This is a genomic window from Streptomyces sp. NPDC031445 (assembly GCF_055581365.1).
The window spans coordinates 27455-48921 of record NZ_JBVIJO010000026.1 but is presented as its reverse complement, the minus strand read 5'-3'; the positions used below and the strand labels follow the sequence as shown (position 1 = coordinate 48921).

General features: G+C 75.2%; 6 protein-coding genes and 1 pseudogene. 6 read left to right on the top strand and 1 reads right to left on the bottom strand.

From position 1 onward, the window contains the following. The 6 genes and pseudogenes from ACZ5DC_RS38915 to ACZ5DC_RS38890 all read left to right on the top strand — a co-directional run. On the top strand, positions 1 to 6518 hold a 6518-nt coding region (locus ACZ5DC_RS38915; RefSeq protein WP_468660938.1), incomplete at its 5' end, for an SDR family NAD(P)-dependent oxidoreductase. 44 nt (positions 6519 to 6562) lie between these two features. After that, on the top strand, positions 6563 to 13174 hold the full coding sequence (locus tag ACZ5DC_RS38910) for a type I polyketide synthase (protein ID WP_468660936.1): 6612 nt from the start codon (positions 6563 to 6565) through the stop codon (positions 13172 to 13174). Positions 13175 to 13230: 56 nt separating this feature from the next. Further along, positions 13231 to 17832, top strand: a pseudogene (locus ACZ5DC_RS38905) (type I polyketide synthase); the annotation flags it as partial. 91 nt (positions 17833 to 17923) lie between these two features. After that, the gene (locus ACZ5DC_RS38900; protein ID WP_468660934.1) at positions 17924 to 19516 is read left to right on the top strand and encodes an FAD-dependent monooxygenase; all 1593 of its coding nucleotides are present in this window, start codon (positions 17924 to 17926) and stop codon (positions 19514 to 19516) included. 56 nt (positions 19517 to 19572) lie between these two features. Then, on the top strand, positions 19573 to 19800 hold the full coding sequence (locus ACZ5DC_RS38895) for a DUF6059 family protein (protein WP_468660932.1): 228 nt from the start codon (positions 19573 to 19575) through the stop codon (positions 19798 to 19800). A gap of 55 nt (positions 19801 to 19855) precedes the next feature. Beyond that, positions 19856 to 20902, top strand: a complete 1047-nt coding sequence (locus ACZ5DC_RS38890) for a methyltransferase (protein ID WP_468660930.1) — start codon at positions 19856 to 19858, stop codon at positions 20900 to 20902. A 62-nt stretch (positions 20903 to 20964) separates the two neighbouring features. On the opposite strand, the gene ACZ5DC_RS38885 is transcribed toward ACZ5DC_RS38890, so the two are convergent. Beyond that, positions 20965 to 21378: an allene oxide cyclase barrel-like domain-containing protein gene (locus ACZ5DC_RS38885; RefSeq protein WP_366755143.1), complete on the bottom strand. Its 414-nt coding sequence runs from the start codon at positions 21376 to 21378 to the stop codon at positions 20965 to 20967. Positions 21379 to 21467 lie beyond the last annotated feature (89 nt).

Sequence of the window (21467 nt, the reverse complement as noted above, 5' to 3'; positions counted from 1 at the left end):
GGCGTGGTGGGGCGGATGAGCGGTTGGTGTCGGTGGCGTGTGAGCTGCGGGCGTTGGGTGCTGTGGTGGATGTGGCGGCGTGTGATGTCGCTGATCTGGGGTCGTTGGCGGGTGTGGTGGAGGGGGTGGAGTTGTCGGGGGTGGTGCATGCGGCTGGGGTGCTGGATGACGCGACGGTGGAGAACCTGACGGTGGGGGCGTTGGGGCGGGTGTTGCGTCCGAAGGTGGCGGGTGCGTGGAATTTGCATCTGGTGGCGGGGGATGTGCCGGTGTTCGTGGTGTTCTCGTCGGTGGCGGGGACGTTGGGGACGGCGGGGCAGGGTAATTACGCGGCGGCGAATGTGTTCTTGGATGCGTTGGTGTCCTGGCGGCGTGGTCGGGGGTTGTCGGGTACGTCGTTGGCGTGGGGGTTGTGGGAGCAGGCCGGTGGCATGACGGGGCATCTGGGGGACGCGGACCGCGCCCGCATGGCCCGCGCCGGCATCGCACCCATGTCCGACGAACTCGGTCTCGCCCTCTTCGACACCGCCGTCACCCGGCCGGAACCGCTCCTCGTCACCGCCCGGATCGACACCGCGGCCCTGCGCACGGCGGCCGCCTCCCGGACCGTCTCCCCGCTGCTGCTCGGGCTCGCACCCGTCGTACGGCGACGCGCCACCGCCGGCACCTCCCCGCAGGGCACCGACTCCCTCGCCGATCGCCTGTCTGGGTTGGCGGTGGCGGAGCAGGAGGGGGTGTTGCTGGAGCTGGTGGCCGGTCAGGTCGCCGTGGTGCTGGGGCACTCCGAGGCGTCCCGGGTGGATCACGGCCGGCCGTTCAAGGATCTGGGGTTCGATTCGTTGACGGCGGTGGAGTTGCGTAACCGGCTCCAGGCGGTGGCCGGGGTCCGGCTGCCCGCGACGGTGGTGTTCGACCATCCCAGTCCGGTGGCGTTGGCGGCCTGGCTGCGTGAGGAGCTGGTGGGCCGCGGGGAGCCGGTGGCGGTGGTGCCGGTGGCGTCGGTGGGTGTGGACGAGCCGATCGCGATCGTGGGGATGAGTTGCCGGTTCCCCGGTGGTGTGCGTTCGCCTGAGGAGTTGTGGCGGCTGGTGGCCGACGGGACTGACGCGATGGGTGCGTTTCCCGCGGATCGTGGCTGGGATCTGGAGGGTCTGTTCGATCCTGATCCTGAGGTGCGGGGCAAGTCGTATGCGCGGCAGGGCGGGTTCTTGTACGACGCGGCGGACTTCGATGCGGAGTTCTTCGAGATCAGTCCGCGGGAGGCGTTGGCGACGGATCCGCAGCAGCGGTTGTTGCTGGAGCTGGCGTGGGAGGCGGTGGAGCGGGCCGGGATCGATCCGGGCGGCCTGCGCGGCAGTCAGACCGGTGTGTTCACCGGCGTGATGTACAACGACTACAGCTCCCGCCTGCGCGAGACACCCGAAGAGGTGGAGGGGTATCTGGCCATCGGCAACTCGGCCAGCGTGGCGTCGGGCCGGGTGGCGTACCAGCTGGGTCTGCAAGGGCCCGCGGTCACCGTGGACACCGCGTGCTCGTCGTCGCTGGTGGCGCTGCACATGGCCGCTCAGTCCCTGCGCCGCGGGGAGTGCGACCTGGCCCTCGCCGGCGGTGTGACCCTGATGGCCACCCCCTCGATGTTCGTCGAGTTCAGCCGTCAGCGGGGGCTGGCTCCCGATGGGCGGTGCAAGCCGTTCGCGCGGGCGGCGGACGGTACCGGGTGGAGTGAGGGTGCGGGCCTGCTGCTCGTGGAGCGGCTCTCGGACGCCCGGCGCAAGGGGCACCGGGTGCTGGCGGTGGTGAAGGGCTCGGCGGTCAACCAGGACGGTGCGAGCAATGGTCTGACCGCTCCGAACGGGCCGGCGCAGGAGCGGGTGATCGCTTCGGCGCTGGCGGACGCGGGGCTGGGGCCGGCCGATGTGGACGTCGTGGAGGCGCACGGCACGGGCACCCGGCTCGGTGACCCGATCGAGGCCCATGCGTTGATCGCCGCCTACGGCCGCAGCCGTGATCCGGAGTGGCCGTTGCGGCTGGGGTCGGTGAAGTCGAACATCGGGCACACGCAGGCGGCGGCCGGCGTGGCCGGTGTGATCAAGATGGTGAAGGCGATCGAGCACGGGCTGCTGCCGGCGTCGCTGCACGTGGACGCGCCCAGCGAGCACGTCGACTGGGACGGCGCGGGCGTCGAACTCCTCACGGAGCACACGCCCTGGCCGCGGCTGGAGCGTCCGCGCCGGGCCGCGGTCTCGGCGTTCGGCATCTCCGGCACCAACGCCCACGTGGTACTGGAGCAGCCGGCGCCGGACGAGGCCGGGACGGGTCCGACGCAGTCCCCCGCACCGGCGGGACCGGTGCCGTGGGTGCTGTCGGCCCGTTCCGCACCCGCCCTGCGCGAACAGGCCGCCAACCTCGCCGACGCCCTGCGGGACGGCCTGGCCGACGCCGACCCGGTGGCCGTCGCCCGCGCCCTCGCCACCACCCGCAGCCGCTGGAATCACCGTGCGGCCGTCGTCGCCCGCGACGTCGAGGACTTCCAAGCGGGACTCCGGCAGCTCGCCGCCGGCGGTTCGGCACCCGGCATGCTCAGCGGCCTCGCCCGCTCCGGAGCGGTGGCCCACATGTTCACCGGGCAGGGCAGCCAGCGCCCCGGCATGGGACGGGGCCTGTACGAGACGCACCCGTTCTTCGCCGCCGCCCTCGACGCGCTGTTCGCGGAGTTCGACCCCTACCTGGACCGTCCGCTGCGCGACATCGTCTTCGCCGGACCCGGCACCCCCGAGGCCGCTCTGCTCGACACCACCGCGTACACCCAGCCGGCGCTCTTCGCCCTGGAGGTCGCCCTCTTCCGGCTCCTCGAACACTGGGGCGTCCGGCCGGACATGGTGCTCGGCCACTCCATCGGCGAGATCGCGGCGGCACACGTCGCCGGGGTGTTCACCCTGCCCGACGCGGTGAAGCTCGTCGCGGCCCGGGGCCGCCTCATGCAGGCGCTCGCCACGGGTGGCGCGATGGTCGCCGTGGAGGCGACCGAGGAAGCGGTCCGCGAGGCGATCGAACGCCAGGGCCACACCGACGGCGTCGACGTCGCCGCCGTGAACGGCCCCGCCTCCGTGGTCCTGTCCGGGGACGCGGACGCCGTCACCGAGGTCGCCCGCGCCCTCGCCGGGACCGGGAGCAGGACGAAGCGGCTGACGGTGAGCCACGCGTTCCACTCCTCCCACATGGACGCCATGCTGGACGCCTTCCGCGCCGTCGCGGAGCAGCTCGACTACCGGCCCGCCGCGCTCACCGTCGTCTCCTCGCTCACCGGCGCACCCGCCACGGACGGGGAACTGGGCTCGGCCGACTACTGGGTGCGCCACGCGCGCGGCACGGTCCGCTTCGCCGACGCCGTGCGGTGCGCCCGCGAGGAAGGCGCCGAGGTGCTGATCGAGCTCGGACCCGGCGCCGTGCTGACGCCCATGGCCCTGGACTGCCGGCCGTCCACGGACCCGTGGCCCCTCGTGATCCCGTTCCTGCGGGCCGACCAGCCCGAGGACCTCGCCGCGGCCCGCGCGCTGGCCCAGGCCCACGTGCACGGCGTCCCCGTCGACCTGCCCGCCTGCCTGGGCGCGGGCCCCGCCGCACGCGACCTGCCGACCTACCCCTTCCAGCGCGAGCGCTACTGGCTGGAGCCGGCCGCCGCGACGGCGGACGTCACGACCGCCGGACTCGAGACCGCCCACCACCCGCTGCTCGGTGCGGTCCTGGACCACCCGGAATCCGCCGGTCTGACCCTGACGGGCCGCATCGCCGCCGGCAGCCCGGCCTGGCTCACCGACCACGCCGTCGCCGGAACGGTGCTCCTGCCGGGCACGGCCGTCCTCGACATGGTGCTGTACGCCGGCGCCCACGTCGGCCTGACCGAGGTGACCGAGCTCCTGCTGGAGTCGCCGCTGGCCGTGCCCGCGAGCGGGGACGTCCTGGTGCGGCTGGTCGTCGGCGAACCCCAGCAGGACGGCGACCGGACGGTGACCCTGTACTCCCGGCCGGAGAACGCCGGCCCGTCCACCGCGTGGACACGACAGGCCCACGCACGGCTGGGCGCCGGGACCGCGGACCCGGACCCGTTCCCCGAGCCGGGCCACTGGCCGCCGGCCGGAGCCGAGCCCCTGCCCGTGGACGGGTTCTACGACGAACTCGCCGACATGGGGCTGCACTACGGCCCGGCGTTCCAGGGGCTGCGTGCCGCCTGGCGGGACGCCGGCACCCTCCTCGTGGAGGCAGAACTCCCGAGGGCCACCGGCCCGGACGAGTTCCTGGTCCATCCCGCCCTCCTCGACTCCGCGCTGCACGGCTTCCTGCTCACCGAGCCGGACGTCGCGGACCGCACATCGGTGCTGCCCTTCGCCTGGAGCGGCGTGCGGGTCGGACGGACCGGCGCCACCTCGCTGCGGGCACGCATCACCCCGCTCGCCGCCGACCGGCTGCGGCTGGAGGCATGGGACCACGACGGCCGGTTCGTCGCCCGCGTCGACTCCCTCGCCACCCGGCCGGTGCCGGCGGCCGGCGTCACGGGCCCCGCCCCCGGCGACCTGTACGTCATCGACTGGAGCGAACCGCCCCTGCCGCAGGGGCCCCGGGCACAGCGGTGGGCCCTGCTGGGCGACCCGGCGGCGCTCGCCCCCGGCTGCGCGGTGCCCGCCGGGACCGCCGCCTACCCGGACGTCGCGGCACTGGCCCGCGCCGTCGACGCCACCGGTGCCGCACCCGACCTGGTCGTGCTCGCGGGCCGGGCACGCCCCGCGGCCGGACCCGAGCAGGCGGAGCAGGCGGAGGCCGTGCGCACGGAGCTGACGGGGCTCCTCGCGACCATCCAGGCCTGGCTGGCCGAGGAGCGCCTGTCGCAGAGCCGTCTGATCGTCGTCACCCACGGAACGGAACCGGGCGCCGGCCTGCCGAGCGCCGCACTGCGGGGCTTCGTACGGGCCGCGCAGCGCGAGCACCCGGACCGGTTCACGCTGATCGACAGCGACGGACAGGACACCGCGCCGGACGTCTTCCACGCCGCCTGCCGGAGCGACGCACCGGAGATCGCCCTGCGCGCCGGCACCGCCCGCGTGCCCCGCCTGGCACCGGTCGCCCGGACCGGCGACACCCCGCCGTCCGCGCCGGCCACCCCGCTGGACCCCGACGGCACGGTCCTGATCACCGGTGCCGGCGGCTCGCTGGGCCGCCGGGTGGCCCGCCACCTCGTCCACCGGCACGGGGCACGGCGGCTGCTGCTCGTCAGCCGCCGGGGCGCCGCGGCCCCGGGCATGAGCGAACTGGAAGCCGAACTGTCCGCGGCCGGCGCCCAGGTCACCACGGCGGCCTGCGACGCCGCCGACCGCGAGGCACTGGCGGCCGTCCTGCGCACCGTGCCGGCCGGCCACCCGCTCACCGGGGTGTTCCACACCGCGGGCGTCCTCGCGGACGGCGTCGTGGAGTCCCTGACACCCGACGACATCGACAGCGTGCTGCGGCCCAAGACGGACGCCGCGCTCCATCTGCACCTGCTGACCCGCGAGGAGAACCTGGGCGCGTTCGTGCTGTTCTCCTCGATCGCGGGAATCCTCGGCTCGGCGGGACAGGCCAACTACGCCGCCGCCAACGCGGCGCTCGACGCCCTGGCCGCACAGCGCCGGGAGGCGGGCCTGCCCGCCACCTCCGTGGCGTGGGGCAGCTGGCTCGCCGAGGACGACGGCGCCGGGATGACCGGAACGCTCAGCGACACACAGCTGGCGCGCCTGCGCCGCACCGGAGTGGTCCCGCTCGCCGGCGACGACGCGCTCGCCCTGCTGGACCGCGCCCTGACGCTGCCCCACCCGGTGCTGACAGCCGCCCACCTCGATCCGCGCTCGCTGCGCGAGCAGGCGGGCTCCGGCACCCTGCCCGCCGCCCTGCACGGCCTCGTGCCCGCCCGGCCGGCACGTGCCGCGGCCGGGCGCGACACCCGGCCCGCACCCGACGGCGCCGAGACGCTCAGCCGCCGGCTCGCGGGAGCGGACCCCGCCAAGCGGCGCGGCATCCTGCTCGACGCGGTCCGCCGCGGGGCCGCGGCGGCCCTCGGACACACCGGCCCGGACGCGGTGCGGGCCGACCGGGGCTTCTTGGACATGGGCTTCAACTCGCTGACGGCGGTGGAGTTCCGCAACGATCTGGAACGGCTCAGCGGATTCCGGCTCGGCACCACCGTCATGTTCGACCACCCGACACCGGAAGCGCTCGCCGACCACCTGCTGGCGCTGAGCGGGCCCGACGACCCCGCACCGGCCTCCCGGGCGCTCGCCCCGCTCGACGAGTTCGCCCGGTCCCTGCCGGAACTGACCGACGACGAGGCCGTCCGCGCGTCCGCCGTGGAACGGCTCAGGGGACTGCTGCTGGCACTCGACCGGCCGGCCGCCCCCCGCGATGCCGCGACTGCGGCAGCGGACATCCTCGACGACACCGACGACGAGGACATCTTCGACCTCGTCGACCGCGAACTCGGGGCCTCCTGATGAGCCACCGAATGCCCTCCGAGCCTCCGAGAGGACGGACCAGCGTGCCGACCGAAGCGACCACGACACCTACCTCCCCCGAACCATCGGACTCGGAGCGGACCGCGACCGAGCGCAGGCTCCGCGAGTACCTGAAGCGGGTCACCGGCCAGCTCCAGGTGGTCAAGGCCGAGTTGCGCACCCTCGACGACGCCAGGCACGAGCCGGTCGCGATCGTCGCGATGAGCTGCCGCTACCCCGGCGGCGTCCAGACACCCGAGGACCTGTGGCAGCTCGTCGCCGACGGCCGCGACGCCACCGGCGACTTCCCCGGGAACCGCGGCTGGGACACCGACGCCCTCTACGATCCGGACCCCACGGCCCCCGGCCGCACTTACAGCACCCGCGGCGGCTTCCTGTACGACGCCGACCTGTTCGACCCGGAGTTCTTCGGGCTCAACCCCCGCGAGGCGCTCGCCACCGACCCGCAGCAGCGGTTGCTCCTGGAGCTGGCCTGGGAAGCCCTCGAACGGGCCGGCATCCCGCCGCGAAGCCTGCGGTCGAGCGCCACCGGTGTCTTCACCGGCGTCATGTACAGCGACTACGCGGGCCGGCTGCGGCCCATGCCCAGCACCTTCGAGGGCTACCTGGGCAGCGGCAGCGCGGGCAGCGTCGCCTCGGGGCGGGTCGCCCACACCTTCGACCTGCGCGGCCCGGCGGTCACCCTGGACACCGCCTGCTCGTCGTCCCTGACCGCCCTCCACCTCGCCGTCGAGTCCCTGCGCCGCGGTGAGACCACCCTCGCCCTGGCCGGCGGCGTCACCGTCATGGCCACCCCGGACACCTTCGTCGAGTTCAGCCGCCAGCGCGGTCTCGCCCCGGACGGGCGGTGCAAGCCGTTCTCCGCCCACGCCGACGGCACCGCCTGGGGCGAGGGCGGAGGGCTCCTCGTCCTCGAACGGCTGTCGGACGCCGTACGCAACGGACACCCCGTTCTCGCCCTGGTCCGCGGCAGCGCCGTCAACCAGGACGGCACCAGCAGCCAGCTCACCGCCCCCAACGGGCCGGCCCAGCAGCAGGTCATCCGCCAGGCGCTGGCGAACGCCCGCATCACCCCCGCCGACGTGGACGCCGTCGAGGCGCACGGCACCGGCACCACCCTAGGCGACCCCATCGAGGCCGGCGCGCTGATCAGCGTCTACGGCCAGGGCCGGGACGCGGACACCCCGCTGGGCCTGGGCTCCGTCAAGTCCAACATCGGCCACACGCAGGCCGCGGCCGGAGTGGCCGGCGTGATCAAGATGGTCATGGCCCTGCGCAACGACCTGCTGCCGCGCACGCTGCACGCCGAGGAGCCCTCGCCGCACGTCGACTGGTCCGCGGGCGGTGTCCGTCTCCTGACGGAGCAGCGGCCCTGGCCCCGCGGCGAGCGCCCCCGCCGGGCGGGCGTGTCCTCCTTCGGGATCAGCGGCACCAACGCCCACGTCGTCATCGAGGAGGCGCCGCCCGCCGCACCGGCCGCCGCCCCGCCTCGGCCGGTGGTCACCACCGAGGTGCCGCCGTGGATCCTGTCCGCCCGCACCGAGGCCGCCCTGCGGGACCAGGCCCGGCGGCTGCACACCTGGCTGGACGGCGGCGCCACCGCGGGCGACGCCGAGATCGCCGCCGTCCTGGCGGGCGGCCGGTCCCTGCTGGAGCACCGCGCCGTCCTCCTTGGCGAGGACCGGGACCGGATGCGGCAGGCCCTCGACGCCCTCGGCGCCGGCCGCAGCAGCCGGTACCTGACCGCCGGCGGTGTCACCCCGGCCGGACGCACCGTGTTCGTCTTCCCCGGCCAGGGCACCCAGTGGGAGGGCATGGCCGGGGACCTGCTCGAACGCTCGCCCGTCTTCCGTGAGGCCCTGGAGGAGTGCGCCGAGGCACTGGCCCCGCACACCGACTGGTCGCTGATCGAGGTCGTGCGCGAGGGGGGCCGGTCGGAACTGCTGCGACGCGTGGACGTCGTGCAGCCCGCGCTCTTCGCGATGATGGTCGCCCTGAGCAGGCTGTGGCGGTCGGTCGGCATCGTGCCCGACGCGGTCGTCGGCCACTCGCAGGGCGAGATCGCCGCCGCCCACGTCGCGGGCGCGCTCGACCTCGGCGACGCGGCCCGGGTCGTCGCCCTGCGCAGCCGCGCCCTGACCCGGCTCGCCGGCACGGGGGCGATGGCGTCGGTGCCCCTGCCCCCGGCCGAGGTCGCCCGGACGGCGGCCGAGAGCCGGCCGGGAGTGGAGATCGCCGCCGTCAACGGGGTGTCCGCCACCGTCGTCGCGGGCGACCCCGAGTCCGTCGCCGCGCTGGTCGAGGAGTACCGGGCGGCCGGTGTGAAGGCCCGGCTGATCCCCGTCGACTACGCCTCGCACTCCCCGCACGTGGAGGTCATCCGGGACGAGGTCACCGGCGCTCTCGCGGGCCTCGCCCCCCGGGCCGCCCACACCGCGTTCTACTCGACCGTCGAGGCCGGCCCGGTCGGGACGACGACCCTGGACGCCGAGTACTGGTACCGCAACCTCCGCCAGCCCGTCCGGTTCGAGGAGACCACGCGACGGCTCGCCGAGGACGGCTACGGCGTGTTCGTGGAGTCCAGCCCGCACCCGGTCCTCACCACCGCCGTCCAGGAGACCGCCGAGGCGGCCGGGGCGGCCGTCTTCACCGTCGGCACGCTGCGCCGTGACGAGCCCGCCGCCCGCCGGTTCCTCACCTCCGCCGCGGAACTGCACACCCAGGCCGCCGACGTCGACTGGCGCGCCGTGCAGTGCGCCGCGCCGCCCTGGCACGCGCCCGTGCCGACGTACGCCTTCCAGCGGCGCCGCCTGTGGATCGACACCCCCGACGGTGCCGTCGACGCCCCCGCGCTGGGCCTGCGGGACACGCCGCACCCCCTGCTCGGCGCCGCCCTGAGTACCGCCGAGACCGGTGCCACGGTCCTGTCCGGCCGGCTCGCGCGGAGCACCCACCCCTGGCTGGGCGGACACGCCGTCGCCGGCACCGTGCTGCTCCCCGGGACGGCCCTGCTCGACCTCGCCCTGCACGCGTCCGCGGAGACCGGGGGCGCCGGGGTCGAGGAGCTCACCCTGGAAGCGCCGCTGGTACTGCCCGAGGACGGCGCGGTCGGCATCCAGGTGGCCGTCACCACCGACGCCGACGGACGGCGCCGCGTCACCGTCCACTCCCGGCCCGCGCGGGAGGACGACGCGGGCGGGTGGACCCGCCACGCCTCCGGCCTGCTGGCCGAGGACCCCGCACAGGAAACGGACGCGGCGGGCCCGGGCGCCGCCTGGCCACCGCCCGGCAGCCGCCCCGTCGACCTGACGGACGCCTACGACCGCCTGGCCGACCTCGGGTACCACTACAGCGGCGCCTTCCGCGGCTTGCGCGCCCTGTGGCGTGACGACACCCACCTGTACGCCGAAGTGGAACTGCCCGCCGAGACCGACGTCGCCGGCCACGGCGTCCACCCCGCCCTCCTCGACGCCTGTCTGCACTCCCTGCTCACCGAGGAGAACACCGCCGAGGGCATCCGGCTGCCGTTCCACTGGCGGGACGTACGCCTGTACGCCACCGGCGCCCGCACACTGCGGGTCACGCTCAGCCCCGTGGGAGAGGACTCCCTCGCCCTGCTGGCCGTCGACACCGGCGGACGCCCGGTGCTGACCGCCGCCGCACTGACGCTGCGCCGCATGGACCCCGCCGGGCTCGCCACGGCCGCGCAGCAGGCCGGGGACGGCATGTTCCACCTGGGCTGGACGGCACTGCCCGACCAGGGGGCCGCCCGGCCCGCCCCGCCCGGCTGGGCCGTCGTCGCCGCACCCGTGGCCGGCGGCCAGGCCGCGGCGGAGGAGGCCGCGCTGCGGATCGCCGGCCTCACCACGAGCCCTGGACCGCCCCCGTGCCACTCCGGCCTGCCGGCCGTGCGGGCCGCGACCGGCACCGCGGCCCCCGCACCGGACACGGTGCTGACCGTGCTGCCGAGCGCCCCGGAGGCCGACCCGGTCGAGCACACCCACGCACTGACCGCCGCCGTGCTCGGCCTGCTCCAGCAGTGGCTGGCCGACGAGAGGCACGCCCACGCCCGGCTCGTGCTCGTCACCCGCGGGGCCGTCACCACAGGCGCCGGGGAGCCGGCCCCCGACCTCGCCGGAGCCGCCGTCTGGGGCCTGGTCGGGGCGGCGCTGGCCGAGACCCCCGACCGGTTCGCGCTGCTCGACGTCGACGACGCCTCCTGGGACGCCGTCCCCGCCGCCCTCGCCACCGGAGAGCCGCGGCTCGCCCTGCGCGCCGGAACACCGCTGCGTCCCCGCCTGGCCCGTGACACCGGACCCCACCCCGACCTGGCGGTCCCCGACGACGGACGGCCGTGGCGGCTGGACCTCTCCGAACGCGGCAGCCTCGACAACGTCGTGCTCGCCGCCGGCCCGGAACTCGGGCAGCCGCTCGGACCCGGACAGGTGCGGCTGTCGCTGCGGGCGGCCGGACTGAACTTCCGCGACGTACTGATCGGCCTCGGGATGTACCCGGGCGACGGACGGATGGGCGGTGAGGGCGCGGGCGTCGTCCTGGAGACCGGCCCCGGGGTGACCGGCCTGCGGCCGGGCGACCGCGTGCTGGGACTCGTCACCCACGGCACCGGCCCGGTGACCGTCACCGACCACCGCCTGCTGACCCGCATGCCCGACGGCTGGTCCTTCGCCCAGGCCGCCACCGTCCCCATCGTCTTCCTCACCGCCTACTACGGGCTGCGCGACCTCGCCGGCGCACGACCGGGGGAACGGCTGCTGCTGCACGCGGCGACCGGCGGCGTCGGCATGGCCACCCTGCAACTCGCCGAGCACTGGGGACTCGACGTACTCGCCACCGCGAGCCCCGGCAAGTGGCCGGTGCTGCGCCGCCTCGGCGTCCCCGACGAACGCATCGCCTCCTCCCGCGACCTCGGCTTCGAGGCCATGGTCGCCGAGCGGACCGGCGGACAGGGAGCGGACATCGTCCTCAACTCGCTGGCCGGGGAGTTCGTCGACGCCTCCCTGCGCTGCCTGCGGCCCGGTGGGCGGTTCGTGGAGATGGGCAAGACCGACATCCGCGACGCCGGCACCGTCGCCCGCGACCACCACGACGTCCGCTACCAGGCGTTCGACCTCCTCGACGCCGGCCCGGAGCGGATCGCGGAGATGCTCGCCGACCTCGCCCGGCTCTTCGCCGACGGCGTGCTCACGCCGCTCCCGGTGCACAGCTGGGACGTCCGCCAGGCGCGGGAGGCCCTGCGTTTCCTCAGCCAGGCACGGCACACCGGGAAACTGGCGCTCGCGCTGCCCAGACCGCCCGGCGCCGACGGCACCGTGCTGCTCACCGGCGGCACCGGCACCCTGGGCGGCATCGTCGCCCGGCACCTCGTACGGGACCGCGGCGTCACCCGCCTGGTCCTCGCCGGCCGCCGGGGACCCGACGCGCCCGGCGCCGCCGAGCTGGTACGGGACCTGACCGGGCTCGGCGCGCACGTCACCGTCGCCGCCTGCGACGCCGCCGACGTCCGGCAGCTCGCGGCCCTGCTGGCGGACATACCGGCCGCCCACCCGCTGACCGCCGTGGTGCACCTCGCCGGGGTCCTCGACGACGCCACCGTCCCCAACCTCACCGACGCCCGGCTGCACTCCGTGCTGCGCGCCAAGGCCGACGCGGCGTGGAACCTGCACCGGCTCACCGCACACCTGGACCTCTCCGCCTTCGTCCTCTTCTCGTCCCTGGCCTCGACCGTCGGCGCACCGGGACAGGCCAACTACGCCGCCGCGAACGCGTTCCTGGACGCGCTGGCCCAGCACCGGACGGCCCGCGGGCTGCCGGCGCACTCCCTGGCGTGGGGCCTGTGGGCGGAAGCCTCCGGGATGACCGGCCACCTCGACGGGGGCGACCAGGCCCGGCTGCGGCGCACCGGTGTCCTGCCCCTGAGCGAGGAGACCGCACTGCGCCTGCTGGACACCGCCCTGGACCACGGCCACGCGACGGTCGTCCCGGCGCTCTTCGACACCGCGGCACTGCGCCGGCAGGCCGAGAGCGGCATGCTGCACCCGGTCCTGCGTGACCTGGTCCGTCACACCCCGAGGCGGGCCACCGGCACCACGGCGGCACCCGAGGACCTGCTGCCCCGCCTGAACGCCGCCGATCCGGCCGAGCGCCGGCGCCTGATGCTGGAGGCGGTCCGGGAGAACGCGGCGCTCGTCCTCGGCCATGACGCGGCGGACGCCGTCCTGGTCACCCAGCCGTTCAAGGAACTCGGCTTCGACTCACTGACCGCGGTGGAACTGCGCAACCGGCTGAACCGGGTCACGGGGCTGCGCCTGCCGGCCACGGTCGTCTTCGCCCATCCCACCCCGGCCGAACTGGCCGACCACCTGCTCGGCGAACTCGCCCCGCAGTCCGCGGACCAGGCGCTGCTCGCCGGCCTGGGCGACCTGGAGGCGAGACTCGCCACCGAGGAACCCGGAGCCGCCGTACGGGACGAACTCCTGACCCGTCTGGAGACGCTGGCACGGCGACTGCGCCCGGACGCGGCGGAGGCGGCCGGGCCCGGGGAACCGGAGACGGAGATCCACAGCGCCGCGACGGAGGAGATCTTCGCCCTGATCGACCGGGAGCTCGGACGGTGAGCGGGGACCGCGCAGACCACACCACCGGGAGGGGCGGCCCAGCCGTGACCGAAGAAGGCAAGCTCACCGAATACCTCAAGCGCGTCACCGCCGACCTCATCAAGACGCGCCGGCGGGTGCAGGACCTGGAGGCGGAACGCCAAGAACCGATCGCCGTCGTCGGCATGGCCTGCCGCTACCCCGGAGGGGTCCAGTCCCCGCAGGACCTGTGGCACCTCGTCGACGCCGGCACGGACGCCATCACACCGTTCCCGCGCGACCGGGGCTGGGACATCGAGCAGGTCTGCCACCCCGACCCGGAGCACGCCGGCACCAGTTACGTCGACCGCGGCGGATTCCTGCACCAGGCGGGCGACTTCGACGCCGCCTTCTTCGGGATGAGCCCCCGCGAGGCCCTGGCCACCGACCCCCAGCAGCGGCTGCTGCTGGAGGTCACCTGGGAGGCCGCCGAGCGGGCCGGCATCGATCCGGCCGCGCTCAAGGGCAGCGACACCGGGGTGTACGTCGGGGTCATCGCCCAGGACTACGGCCCGGTCACCCCGCACGGCGTCCCCGCCGGCATCGAGGGCTTCGCCGTCGGCAACCAGACCAGCGTGGCCTCCGGGCGGATCGCCTACACCCTCGGTCTCAAAGGGCCCGCGATCACCCTGGACACCGCGTGCTCCTCCTCCCTCGTCTCGATCCACCTGGCCGTGCAGGCGCTGCGGAACCGCGGCTGCGCCCTCGCGTTCGCCGGCGGCGCCACCGTGCTCCCCAGCCCCCGCGGATTCATCGAGTTCAGCCGGCAGCGCGGCCTGGCCCCCGACGGCCGCTGCAAGCCGTTCGCCGCCGCCGCCGACGGCACCGCCTGGGCCGAGGGCGCCGGGGTGCTCCTGCTGGAGCGGCTGTCCGACGCCCGCCGCAACGGCCACCCGGTGCACGCGGTCATCACCGGCAGCGCCGTCAACCAGGACGGCGCCAGCAACGGCCTGACCGCCCCCAGCGGCCCCGCCCAGGAACAGGTGATCCGCCAGGCGCTGGCCGACGCCCGGCTGCTCACCGCCGACGTCGACGCCGTGGAGGCGCACGGCACCGGGACCCCGCTCGGCGACCCCATCGAGGCCGACGCGCTGCTCGCCACCTACGGGCAGGGCAGGCCGGCCGACCGGCCGCTGTGGCTCGGTTCGGTGAAGTCCAACCTCGGACACACCCAGGCGGCGGCCGGGGTCTGCGGCGTGATCAAGATGGTGGAGGCCATGCGCCACGGCCGCCTGCCGCGGACCCTGCACGTCGACGTGCCGTCGCCGCACGTGGACTGGTCGGCGGGCGCGGTCAGGCTGCTCACCGAGGAGGCCCCCTGGCCCGCGGTGGACCGTCCGCGCCGGGCCGCCGTCTCCTCCTTCGGCATCAGCGGCACCAACGCCCACGTGATCGTCGAACAGGCCCCCGAGCCGGAGCCGGCCCCCCGGGAGCCCGGCACCGGCGAGCCCGGCACCCAGCCCTGGATCCTCTCCGCGCGTACCGAGGCCGCCCTGGCCGACAGCGCCAGGCGGCTGCTGCACCACCTGCGGACCCGGCCCGAGGAGACGCCCGCACGGATCGGCAGGACCCTGGCGTCGACCCGCTCGTCCCTCGAACACCGCGCGGTGGTCGTCGGAACGGACCACGCCTCCTTCGCCGACGGCCTGCGCGCGCTGTGCGAGCACGGCACCTCGCCGCGGCTGCGCACGGGCACCGCCGGGGCGCCGCCCCGCACGGCGTTCCTGTTCTCGGGCCAGGGCGGCCAGCGCCTCGGCATGGGCCGGGAACTCCACTTCGCCTACCCGGCCTTCGCGACCGCCTTCGACGAGGTCTGCGAGGCCCTGGACCGGCACCTCCCGCGGCCGCTGCGGAACGTCCTCTGGGCGTCGGGCAACGGGCCGGACGCCGGCCTGCTGGACCGCACCGAGTACGCCCAGCCCGCCCTGTTCGCCCTCCAGGTCGCCCTGTTCCGGCTGCTGGCGGCCTTCGGCGTGCACCCGGACCACCTGATCGGACACTCGGTCGGCGAGCTGGCCCTCGCGCACTGCGCCGGCATGCTCTCGCTGGAGGACGCCGCCACGCTGGTCGCGGCCCGCGGCCGGCTGATGCAGGCCCTGCCCGACGGCGGTGCGATGATCGCCGTGGAGGCCACCGAGCAGGAGGCGCGCGAGGCCGTGGACGGCCTGGAGGACCGGCTCGGCATCGCCGCCGTCAACGGTCCCCGGGCCGTCGTCCTGTCCGGGGCGGCAGCCGAGGCGGAGCGGATCGCGGAGCGGTGGCGCGTCCAGGGCCGCCAGGTCCGCCGCCTCACCGTCAGCCACGCCTTCCACTCCCCGCTGATGGACCCCGTCCTGGACGACTTCCGCCGGGTCGTCGCCCAGGCCGACTTCCAGGAACCCCGCATCGCGATCGTCTGCGGCGCCACCGGGGCGAGCGCCGACGAACGGCTGCGCTCGCCGGAGTACTGGGTGGAGCACCTGCGCGGCACGGTGCGCTTCCACGACGGTCTAACCCGGCTGCGCGAACTGGGCACCGAGGCGTACGTGGAAGTCGGCCCCGACGGTGTGCTCGCGTCGCTGGTCCAGCGGACCACGTCCGTCACCGCCCCCGCGGACCCGCAGGCCGGGCCGGGCGCGGTGCGGGTGGTCACGCCCCTGCTGCGCCGCGACCGGCCGGAGCCCGAGACCCTGCTCACCGCCCTGGCCGTGCTCCACGTCGAGGGAACCGACGTCTCCTGGAGCCCCGCCTTCGGCGGGACCGACCCGGAGCCCGCCGAGCTGCCGACCTATCCCTTCCAGCGCAAGCGCTACTGGCTCCCCTCGGCCCCCGCCGAGGACCGTCCGCCGCAGGAGCGGTTCTGGACGGCGGTCGACCGCGGCGACGTCGGGGAGGTCGCCCGGATCCTGGGCACGGACGACGACCGTCCGCGCACCCTCGCCGACCTCGTCGCCGGCCTCGCCGCCTGGCGCGGACGCCCGCAGACCGCCGCGTCCGCCGACGGCGTCGTGCACCGGACGGTCTGGCCGTGGACGGCCGTGCCCGGCGTGCCGCTGCTGACCGGTCGCTGGCTCGCCGTGCTGCCCCCGAACGGCGCGCGGCAGCCGGACCTCTCCGCGGTCACCGCCGCCCTGACCCGCGCCGGCGCGGAGGTCGTCCCCGTCGTCCTCGACGACGACGGGGACGTGGCCGGCGCTCTGCGGGCCGCGCTCGGCACCGTCACGCGGGCGGGCGCGCAGACCCCGGACGTGGCCGGCGTCCTCTCGCTGACCGCCTGCCACGCGCGAGCCGAGGACCCCGGCGAGGCCGTCCCGGCGGACCTCCTGACGGCCCGTCGCCTCGACGCGGCCCTCGCGGAGGCCGGCCTGGACGTGCCGTTGTGGTGCGTCACCCGGGCGGCCGTCGCCCCCGACGGCGACCGGCCCGGCACCGCCGCCGCCCTCCTGTGGGCGCTCGGTGAGACCCGGCGCTCCGCCAGGACGCCGTGGTACGGGCTCGTCGACCTGCCGGAGACGCCCACCCGGCGCGAACTGGACTGGCTGACCGCGGTGCTGGCCGACCCGACGGGACCGGACCACGTGGCCCTGCGTCCCGGCGGTGTCCGGGTGCGGCGCCTCGCCCGCGACACGGCGTCGCCGCCGGCCACGGTACCGGCCCTGACGGGCACCGTCGTGATCACGGACGGGGGTGCCCGGCTGACCGGGGCGGCGGCACGCTGGGCGGCGGAACGCGGCGCCGGCCACATCCTGGTGCTCGCACGGCCCGGCCGGCCCTTCGCCCCCGCGCAGGATCCGGCCGCCCTGACGCACGGCCGCCCCACCACGGTCGTCCCCTGCGATCCCGCCGACCGGTCCCGGCTGGCCGCCGCCCTCGCGGCCGTACCGTCCGAGCACCCCCTCGGCGCGATCCTCCACCTCGGCCCGGCCGGCGACGCGTGGGACCCGGCCGGCCAGGACGCCGGCGTACGGGCCGCGGCCGACGCCGCGCGCCATCTGGACGACCTCACGCGGGACCGCCCGCCCGCGCACCTCGTGCTGTTCTCCCGGTTCGGCAGCCCGCTCGACGGGGGCAGCCGGATCGAGGACGCGCTCCTGCACGCCGTCCACGACGCACGGGTACTGCGGCGCCGAGCGGCCGGGGCGTCCGGGGTCAGCGTCGCCTGGAGGCCGGCGGACGACGCCGGGTCCGACCTGACGGCCGCGCTGGACCGCGCGTTCGCCGGCCGCGAGCCCTCCCTCGTGGTCGCCGCCGTCCCGCTCACCCAGCTGCTCACCGAGTACGCGGGACGGTCGGCGCACCCACTGCTGCGCGACCTGTTCGACCCGGCACCGGCCGACCGCGATCCCGGTGCCGCGGGCGAGCGCAACCGGCTCACCACGCACCTGCACGGACTGCCGGCCGAGGAACGCCACAGCGCGCTGCTGTCACTGGTGCGCAGGAGCACCGCGTTCGCGCTCGGGCACAGCACCGTCGACGCCGTGCCCGAGGACGTCGCCTTCGTGGACCTGGGGCTCACCTCGTTCACGGCCTTCGAACTGCGCGGCAGGCTCGTCGAGATCACGGGCATCGAGCTGCCGCTGTCGGAGATCTACGAGCACCCCAGTCCGTCGGCGCTCGCCGGCTACCTGCACGCGGCGTTCGAGGGCGTGAGAGCGGCCTGAATCATGCCGAGCCGAAGGACGCGGAAGGACGCACAGGGCGGGTTCGGCCGCAAGGCCGCCGAGGACGGCCGGGAAGGGAGTGACGGGGACCGTGGATGCCGCTGACATGAAGGTCGACGCCGATGTGGTGGTGGTCGGAGGAGGGCCCGTCGGGCTGTTCCTGGCAGCCGAACTCGGGCTGGCCGGCGCCTCGGTGGTGGTCGTCGAGAAGCTCGGCCTGCCAGGCCGCGCCGACAGTCCCGCACTGCGCGGAATCACCACGCGCACGATGCGCACCCTCGGCCTGCGCGGGCTGGACCGGCCGGTCGCCCAGGCCGCCGAGCAGGCCCTGCGCGGGCTGATCAGCCGGGCGGGCGGTCGGGACGCGCGGCAGGGGCCGCCCCGGCCGGTGGACGGCCAGGTCACCTCCACGACCCTCGGCAGCGGCGGGGCCACCAAGGGGCACTTCGGCATGGTGCCGCTGACCGATCCGGCCGGTGACTTCGCCGAGGTGGCCCTGCTGCCGGTGCCGTACGCCGCGCTGCTCGAGGTGTTCGCGGAGCGCGCCGTCCGGCACGGCGCCGAGATCGTCCGGGGGCGTGCCGTCGCGGACCTGGTGACCGGCCCGCGGGGCGTGACCGCCTGCCTGGAGGACGGGCAGCGGATCCGGGGCCGCTATCTGGTGGGGGCGGACGGCGGGCGCAGCCTGGTGCGACGCCTGGCCGGATTCGACTTCCCCGGCACCGATCCCACCCTGTTCGCCGTCGGCGGCGAGGACGTGACCCTGCTCGGCCCGGGGCAGCTGCCGCACGGCTTCACCAGGACGCCGCGCGGGGTCCTCATGGTCGACGTCGTCCCCGGCCAGATCGTCGCCCTGGAGTACGACGCACCGCCCGCCGCGCGACTGGCACCGGTGACCCGGGAGGAACTCCAGACGGTGCTGCGCCGGGTGAGCGGAACGGACGTCATGGTGGCCTCCGTCGGCGCGCCCTTCCGCTACAGCGACAACGCCCGGCAGAGCTCGGCCTACCGGCGCGGCCGGGTACTGCTGGCCGGTGACGCGGCGCACGTCCACTCGCCGTTCGGCGGGCAGGGGGTCAACCTCGGCATCCAGGACGCGGCCAACCTCGGGTGGAAACTGGCCCGGGTCGCGCGCGGCACGGCACCGGCGGAACTCCTGGACACCTACACCGCCGAACGGCACCCCGTGGCGGCCCGGGTGCTGCGCAACTCGCGCGCGCAGGCGGCCCTGCTGCGGTACGGGCCGGAGGTGGACGCCCTGCGCGAACTCCTCACGGACCTGGCGGAACTCCCGCAGGCCAAGGCGCTGCTGATCGGCATGGTGCACGCCCTGGACATCACCTACGGCAATGACGGCGGGCATCCGCTCGTCGGTACGTTCCTGCCGGAGCCGGTGACCGCCGGGGCGGACAGCGGCCCCGGGCCGGCCGTCGCTCTCGCGGACGGCCGTGGTCTGCTGGTGGGCGCCGCGGACGCGGCCGGCCTGCGCGAAATCGCGCGGTCGCGCGACGACGTCCGCTGGGCCGAGGGACGGTGCCCCGGCCACCCGGAGGTGGCCGCGCTGCTCGTCCGCCCGGACGGCTACGTCGCCTGGGCGCGCGACCACGGCGGCGAGCACGACGCGCCGGCCGCGGCGCTGGACCGCTGGTTCGGCCCCTGCCCGGCCGGGTTCGCGACGGCCTGAACCGCTCCGGCGTACCGCTTCAGAGGGAGTTTGGCGCGCTTCGGCACAGTGCTGCCATGTCCCCGCACATCGGCCGCTGCCTCCGGTCTCTCTACGACGCCCTGGTCGCCCTCGGCCAGTGCTGGTGCCACGTTCCGCCCCCGCCCCCGGTCCTGACCGGGCCCCCGCCGGGCCACCCCGAGCGGCTGTGCCCGCCGGGCACGGAGAGCGAGGCCGAGCGGATGCTGTTCCGCCGGCTGTGGTCGCAGACGGACGGCACCGCTCAGCCGGACAACGCCATATGACGACTTCAGGACGCCGTCCGAGGGCGGTGTCACGTCGAGAGAAGGAGCACGGCAGATGACCCCTCAGCGACTGTCCAACGACGACCCGCAGCAGATCCTCGACCTGGCCAATCGCTTCGCCGAGGCACAGGCGCTGCTGGCCGCCGTGGAACTCGGACTCTTCAGCGCCCTGCGCGGGGGCGGGGCGACGGCGGACGAGCTGTGCCGCCGGCTGGAGCTGGACCCGCGGCCGGCGGCGGACTTCCTGCACCTGCTGATCGCCCTCGGTCTCCTCGACAAGGACGGCGAGAAGTTCCGCAACAGCGCGGCCGCGGAACGCTTCCTGGTCGAGGGGGAGCCCGGTTACCTGGGCAGCTCGCTGGGGTACTACAGCCGCCTGATGTACCCGTCGTGGGGCACGGTCGCGGGAGCGCTGCGGGGCACGGCGGACGGGAGCGGCGACGCGCCCCGGGGCGACCACTGGACCAGTGGGTTCTACGCCTCGGTGGCGGGCGACCGGGGCACCCTGGAGGACTTCCTCGACGGGCTGGACTCCTACAACTCCGTTCCGGGGCGGCTTCTCGCCGAGGCGGTCGACTGGTCCGGGTACGGCAGCGTCCTCGACGTCGGCGGTGCCCGCGGTCATCACGCCTCGCACATCGCCCAGGTCGCCCCGCACCTGTCGGTGGGCGTCTTCGACCTGCCGCAGCTCAGGCCGCACTTCGAGGAGTTGATGGCCAAGAGGGGAGTGTCGGAGCGCACGCGCTTTTACGGCGGCGACTTCTTCACCGACGCGCTGCCGGCGGCGGACGTCGTCATCTTCGGCGACGTCCTGCACAACTGGTCGCCCGATGTCCGCCGCATGCTGGTCCGCAAGGCGGCGCAGGCCGTCAACCCGGGGGGAACGCTGCTGGTGTTCGACCGGATGATGGACGACGGGCGCTCCGACAAGGCGAAGCTCATCGCCAGCCTCAGCATGTTCCTGGCCACGCGGGGCGGCGGCTCCGAGTACCTGGAGTCCGAGTGCCGTGGCTATCTCACCGAGGCGGGCTTCGAGGGCGTCACGGCGCGGCCCTTCGGCACCGCCGGCCATGTGCTGGTGACGGGCGGCAAGCCGAGCTGAGCCGCGGCGGACACGACGAAGGCTGCGGAGGCGGACCGCCTCCGCAGCCTTCGTCGTGCGGCTCAGGCGTGCAGGTGGATGCGCAGGTTGACGGTCATGGTGGACACCGGCAGGATCAGGCCCCACTCCCGGGTGCCGGTCAGCCCGAGGAACTTGCCGCCGGTGCCGATGGCCGGGAACCGCGCCCACTCGCCGCCGAGCATGAGCTGCCGGTCGATGGTCCCGCTGGAGCGCAGGGTGCCGTCGGGCAGCTCGATCGCCTCGTCGTAGTGGGTCATCAGGTGCCCGTTCGGGGCGACGTGCGTGGCGGTCACCATGCCCACGGTGTGCCCGATCGTCGCGCCGTCCGCGTCGTAGATCTCGTCGAAGTACACGATGGCGTCCCCGACCTTCTGGATGGGGAGCGGCTCGTTCTGGCCGATGTAGTGGTACTTGACGGTCTTCTCCGTCACGTTGTCGATGACGATGTTCTCCATGGCACTCCCTGAGGTCGGCAGGACAACGGCACTTCTGGAACCACGTCCATGGTCGAGTCGGGCGCTAAAGGCCCCCTTTCGCCGGTCTT